The 5,730-nt window shown below is 62.3% G+C and carries 4 protein-coding genes and 1 tRNA gene; 1 reads left to right on the plus strand and 4 read right to left on the minus strand.

The annotated features are described in order from the left end of the window. A tRNA-Met gene (locus tag ACGLHT_RS29775) sits at positions 1–77 on the minus strand. Positions 78–297: 220 nt separating this feature from the next. Here ACGLHT_RS29775 and dinB point away from each other — a divergent pair. Then, on the plus strand, positions 298–1,356 hold the full coding sequence (dinB, locus tag ACGLHT_RS29780) for a DNA polymerase IV (RefSeq protein WP_274121086.1): 1,059 nt from the start codon (positions 298–300) through the stop codon (positions 1,354–1,356). 160 nt (positions 1,357–1,516) lie between these two features. Here the strand turns inward: dinB and ACGLHT_RS29785 are convergent, their stop codons facing one another. The 3 genes from ACGLHT_RS29785 to ACGLHT_RS29795 form a co-directional block, all read right to left on the minus strand. Then, positions 1,517–2,470, minus strand: a complete 954-nt coding sequence (locus tag ACGLHT_RS29785) for a hypothetical protein (RefSeq protein ID WP_023661807.1) — start codon at positions 2,468–2,470, stop codon at positions 1,517–1,519. A gap of 20 nt (positions 2,471–2,490) precedes the next feature. After that, positions 2,491–4,206, minus strand: coding sequence for a proline--tRNA ligase (locus ACGLHT_RS29790; protein ID WP_274121084.1), 1,716 nt, complete (start codon positions 4,204–4,206; stop codon positions 2,491–2,493). 160 nt (positions 4,207–4,366) lie between these two features. Then, positions 4,367–5,632, minus strand: a complete 1,266-nt coding sequence (locus ACGLHT_RS29795; protein ID WP_025340268.1) for an OprD family porin — start codon at positions 5,630–5,632, stop codon at positions 4,367–4,369. Between the last annotated feature and the right edge of the window lie 98 nt (positions 5,633–5,730).

Consider the following 5,730-nt stretch of genomic DNA (forward strand, 5'->3'; position numbering starts at 1 on the left):
TGGTTGCGGGAGCCGGATTTGAACCGACGACCTTCGGGTTATGAGCCCGACGAGCTACCAGGCTGCTCCATCCCGCGCCTGTGAGATCGAATTCTACGGATTTACCCGTGGGTGTCAAGCTTTTTTCTGAAAAAACCTTTCCTGTTCAAACTCTTAGCGTTTGAATATGGCGCGCAGCTCAGGCGCGACGGGGCTTTCAGGCCGATTATCGACCAATGCCGCGCACAGGCTGCATGCCCAGAAGGCACATGCGATACTATCTGTATGAATTTACAGTGCTGACGGTCATCCATGTCCTTGCGCAAGATCATCCACGTCGACTGCGATTGCTTTTATGCCGCGATCGAAATGCGTGACGACCCGCGCCTGGCCGGGCGGCCCATGGCGGTGGGGGGCTCGGCCGACCACCGTGGGGTGATCGCCACCTGCAACTATGAAGCGCGTGCCTACGGCGTGCGTTCGGCCATGTCGTCGCGGCACGCCCTGAAGCTGTGCCCGGACCTGCTGATCGTCAAGCCGCGCTTCGAGGCCTACCGTGAGGCCTCGCGGGAAATCCACACGATCTTCCGCGACTACACCGAGTTGATCGAGCCACTGTCGCTGGACGAGGCCTACCTGGATGTGAGCGACAGCCAGTGGTATTCGGGCAGCGCCACGCGCATTGCCGAGGATATCCGCCGGCGCGTCGCCCGCACCCTGCATATCACTGTCTCGGCCGGTGTGGCGCCGAACAAGTTCCTGGCCAAGATCGCCAGTGACTGGCGCAAGCCCAATGGCCTGTTCGTGATTACCCCGGGCGAAGTGGAGGCATTCGTCGCCGCCCTGCCGGTGGCCAGGCTGCACGGGGTGGGCAAGGTAACGGCAGACAAGCTGGCGCGGTTGGGTATCGAAACCTGCCTGGAATTGCGCGAATGGTCGCGCCTGGCGCTGGTGCGCGAGTTCGGCAGCTTTGGCGAGCGTTTGTGGGGGCTGGCGCGGGGTATCGATGAACGTGCGGTGCACAATGACAGTCGCCGGCAGTCGGTCAGCGTGGAAAACACCTACGACACCGATCTGCCGGACTTGGCCAGTTGCCTGGCACGGCTGCCCGAGCTGCTGGAAAGCCTGAACGAGCGTATCGCCCGCATGGACAGCAGTTACCGGCCGGAAAAACCCTTCGTCAAGGTCAAGTTCCATGACTTCAGCCAGACCACCATGGAGCAGGCGGGGGCGGGCAGGGACCTGGAGAGTTATCGACAATTGCTGGGGCAGGCGTTTGCCCGTGGTGGCAAGCCGGTGCGCTTGCTGGGGGTAGGCGTGAGGTTGCGCGACTTGCGCGGGGCGCATGAGCAGCTGGAGCTGTTCCCGCCTCAATAAATGGCCCGCCAATTTAACGCGGTCCCTGTAGGAGCGGCCTTGTGTCGCGATGGGCTGCGAAGCAGCCCCGGCAATTCATGCATCAAGGCTGAAATCATGGGGCGGCTTCGCAGCCCATCGCGACACAAGGCCGCTCCTACAAGGTATTGCGTGATGCGGGTTATTGCGCGCCCGGGTCGGCCACCAACCGGCCAGTGGCCTTGGTCAGCGACTGCAGAAACTCCTGCTGCAACTCCGGGTCGTTGCGGGTCAGTTCGATCAGGCTCTGTTCCATTTCACTGGCTTCCTCTTCCAGGCCCAGTTCGGACAAGCGCTTGACCCGGTGTACCCATTGGCCGACATCGTCATCTTCGAGGTCATCGAAGATCAGTTCATGGGCTTCGAGCAGCTTGTTGCGCAGGGTGGCGCTGACCAGCAGGCTGGCATCGCCACGTACCGCGTTGTCCTCGTCCAGCACCTGCAGGTGCAGGGTGCCGATGTGGTTGAGGTTCTGCTCGGAGAACGGGCTGTCGAGCAGGTTCAGGCGCAGCACGCCGTTCCTGTCGGTGGTCAGCTCGTGGGTCATCTTGCCGGCCTTGACCTCGACCAGGCGCTCGCTCCAGGGCACGCTGGTAGATTCCTCGCGCTTGCCTTTCTGCACTTCGCTGATCCCGGCCAGGTTCTGCTGGGCACGGCCGTTGGACGGCACGTTCATGAACGGGTTGAGCCCGTCCACGCCATAGCTGAGCCAGTCGTGGGTGATGCTTTCCGGCAGGTTGCCCAGGGCGAAGACATTGACCACGTTGGCACCCACGCCTGCCACCACGGCCACCGCACCCAGCGGGATCTCGTAGATCTCCCGCCAGGGTTGGTAAGGCGTGTAGCGGTCATAGCTGCGGGTGACTTCGAACTCGGTGACTTCGAAGCGCTTCTGCTCATGCACGCGCACACGTCGTTGCGGAAGCTCCATCACCTTCGGCTCGCCGACATCGATCTGCAGGGTGTGCTCGAGCAGTTTGCGCTCGACGCGCTCCTCATGGTCGCTGCGCTGGGACATCTGGTTGGCGCAGCCGCTGACGAGCAGGGCGCCGCACAGTGCGGCGCCCCCCAGGGGAAAGGTACTTCGCTTGAACATGATCACTCGTGCATTGGTTATCAGCGGCGAACGCGGGCCTGCAGGAAGGTCAGCACTTCATCGAGCGGCAACGACTGGGCGTCCTGCTCGGTGCGGTGCTTGTACTCCAGGTTGCCTTCGGCCAGGCCGCGATCGCTGACGACGATGCGGTGCGGGATGCCGATCAGCTCCATGTCGGCAAACTTGATGCCTGGGCTGGTCTTCTTGTCACGGTCGTCCAGCAGCACTTCGTAGCCGGCAGCAGTCAGCTCGGCGTACAGCTTGTCGGTCGCCTCGCGAACTACCTCGGTTTCGTAGCGCAGCGGTACCAGGGCGATCTGGAACGGGGCCAGGGCGTCGTTCCAGATGATGCCCTTGTCGTCGTAGCTCTGCTCGATGGCAGCTGCCACCACGCGGGATACACCGATACCGTAGCAGCCCATGGACAGGGTTACCGGCTTGCCGTTCTCGCCCAGTACCTGGCACTTCAGCGCCTCGCTGTACTTGGTGCCGAGCTGGAAGATGTGGCCCACTTCGATGCCGCGCTTGATCACCAGGGTACCCTGGCCGTCCGGGCTCGGGTCGCCTTCGACCACGTTACGCAGGTCGGCGACCTGTGGAACCGGCAGGTCGCGCTCCCAGTTCACGCCGAAGTAGTGCTTGTCGTCGATGTTGGCGCCAATGCCGAAGTCGCTCATCAGGGCAACCGAACGGTCAATGACGATTTCCAGCGGCAGGTTCAGCGGGCCGAGCGAGCCGGCGCCGGCACCGATGGCCTCGCGCAGTTCGGCGTCGGTGGCCATGACCAGCGGGTCGGTAACCTGTTCCAGCTTGGCCGCCTTGATTTCGTTGAGCTCATGGTCGCCACGCACGATCAGTGCTACCAGCTTGCCTTCCTCCGCGCCCCGCACGATCAGGGTCTTGACGGTCTTTTCGATCGGCAGGCCGAAGTTTTCCACCAGCTGGGCGATGGTCTTGGCGTTCGGCGTGTCGACCAGGCGCAGCTCCTCGGTAGGGGCCGGGCGCACGGTTTCACGCGGGATGGCCTCGGCCTTCTCGATGTTGGCGGCGTAGTCGGAGCTGTCGCTGAAGATCACGTCGTCTTCGCCGGACTCGGCCAGTACGTGGAATTCGTGCGAGTAGCTGCCACCGATGGAGCCGGTGTCGGCCTGCACTGGGCGGAAGTCCAGGCCCAGGCGGGTGAACACGTTGCTGTACGCCTGGTGCATGCGGTCGTAGGTTTCCTGCAGGGAAGCCTGGTCGGCATGGAACGAGTAGGCGTCCTTCATGATGAACTCGCGGCCGCGCATCAGGCCGAAGCGCGGGCGGATCTCGTCACGGAACTTGGTCTGGATCTGGTACATGTTGAGCGGCAGCTGTTTATAGCTGGACAGCTCGTTGCGGGCCAGGTCGGTGATCACTTCTTCGTGGGTCGGGCCGACGCAGAAGTCGCGCTGGTGGCGGTCCTTCAGGCGCAGCAGCTCGGGGCCGTACTGTTCCCAGCGGCCGGATTCCTGCCACAGTTCGGCGGGCTGGATGCTGGGCATCAGCACTTCCAGGGCGCCGGCGGCGTTCATTTCCTCACGCACCACGGCCTCGACCTTGCGCATCACCCGCAAGCCCATCGGCAGCCAGGTGTACAGGCCGGAGGCCAGTTTGCGGATCATGCCGGCACGCAGCATGAGCTGATGGCTGATGACCACTGCGTCGGCAGGGGTTTCTTTCTGGGTGGCGAGCAAATATTGACTGGTGCGCATGGTGAGCCGTGTCGATTGCCTAAGACATTGAAATGACCCCGCATTGTACGGGGGCGAAACGAAGGCGTACAGGATGCCCCAGGGCGTGACGCTTGTCAGCCAAGAAAAAGCCCGGCGTGATTGCCGGGCTTTTTCAGGTGCGGGGCACTGCAAGCCAGGCTTACAGGATGCTCAGCGGGTACTCCACGATCAGGCGCAGTTCGTCGATCGATGGGGAATCGTAGTAGGTGCCATCGGAAGAACGGTAGGTGGCTTGACGCACGCGGAAGCTCAGGTCTTTCGCCGGGCCGCTCTGCAGCACGTACTTGATATCTACGTCGCGTTCCCATTCCTTGCCGTTGCTGGTGCCGGTGACGTTGGCATCGGTACCGCGTACATAACGGGTCATGAAGGTCAGGCCCGGGATGCCGTATTCGGCAAAGTTCAGGTCGTAGCGAGCCTGCCAGGATTTCTCGTCTTCGGCGTTGAAGTCGGAACGGGCCACGGAGTTGGCCAGGAAGATGGTGCCGCCACCGTCGATGCCATAACCATAGTCGCCGTCGCCGGTGACTTTCTGGTAGGCCAGGGTGAAGGTGTGAGCGCCGATGTTGTAGGCGCCCGACAGGCTGAATGCGCGGTTGTCCAGCTTGTCGCCATCGAATGCGCGGTACTCGGCCGAGCCTTCGCTCTTGGTGTCATAGATGTTGAAGTCGAACACCAGGCCCTGTTTGTCCGAGATCGGCAGTGCCCAGTTGACGTTGGCGTAGTATTTGCGCCAGTAGTCTTCAACCTTCGAGTAGTACAGGCTGGTGCTGAGGTTGTCGGTGAACGCGTAGGTACCACCTACCACGTTGGCTTCCTTCAGGCGGAAGCTGTCGCGGTTGGTCTGCTCCTGGGCGGTCAGGCTGGTGAAATGACCAGCGTGCAGGGTCAGGCCCTCGATCTCGTTGCTGGTGATCAGGGTGCCCTGGGCGATTTCCGGCAGCAGGCGGCTGTCGTCAGTGGCGAAGACCGGCAGAGCGGTGAACTGGTCACCCACTTTCAGTACGGTGTCGGAGATGCGGAATTTAACCGCGCCGCCGGCCTTGGAGTAGTCATCCTGCGAACGGCCGTCGGAGCCGGTCGGGAACAGGCCGGTGCCGGCGCGGCCCTTGCCGCTGTCCAGTTTCAGGCCGAGCATGCCGATGGCATCAACACCCACACCCACGGTGCCCTGGGTGAAGCCGGACTCGAAGGTGCCGAGGAAGCCCAGGCCGGTTTCTTCGCGACGGCTCTGGCCGCCTTCGTTGTTACGGAAGTCACGGCTGAAGTACAGCATGCGGGTCTTGACGTTCAGCTTGCTGTCTTCGATGAAACCTTTGGACTCGTCCTGGGAAGAGGCCAATGCCAACTGCGAGGTCCCTGCCGCAACGGCCAGGGCGATCATGCTCCACTTCATCACGCGCATCGTGATTTGCTCCTTTGGTTTTTAGGGAAGGTCTGAAAAAGACTTCCCGAATCTGGTGAAATACGCCGATCCCGCCAGCCGAGTTTTTCCATGAAGCA

The organism is Pseudomonas sp. PsB (assembly GCF_043658375.1).
Taxonomy (GTDB): Bacteria; Pseudomonadota; Gammaproteobacteria; order Pseudomonadales; family Pseudomonadaceae; genus Aquipseudomonas; species Aquipseudomonas putida_Z.

Excerpts from the sequence above, each read along its gene's own strand:
- ACGLHT_RS29790 (WP_274121084.1), bottom strand. The coding sequence starts at position 4,206 with ATGCGCACCAGTCAATATTTGCTCGCCACCCAGAAAGAAACCCCTGCC.
- ACGLHT_RS29795 (WP_025340268.1), bottom strand. The coding sequence starts at position 5,632 with ATGCGCGTGATGAAGTGGAGCATGATCGCCCTGGCCGTTGCGGCAGGG.
- ACGLHT_RS29785 (WP_023661807.1), bottom strand. The coding sequence starts at position 2,470 with ATGTTCAAGCGAAGTACCTTTCCCCTGGGGGGCGCCGCACTGTGCGGC.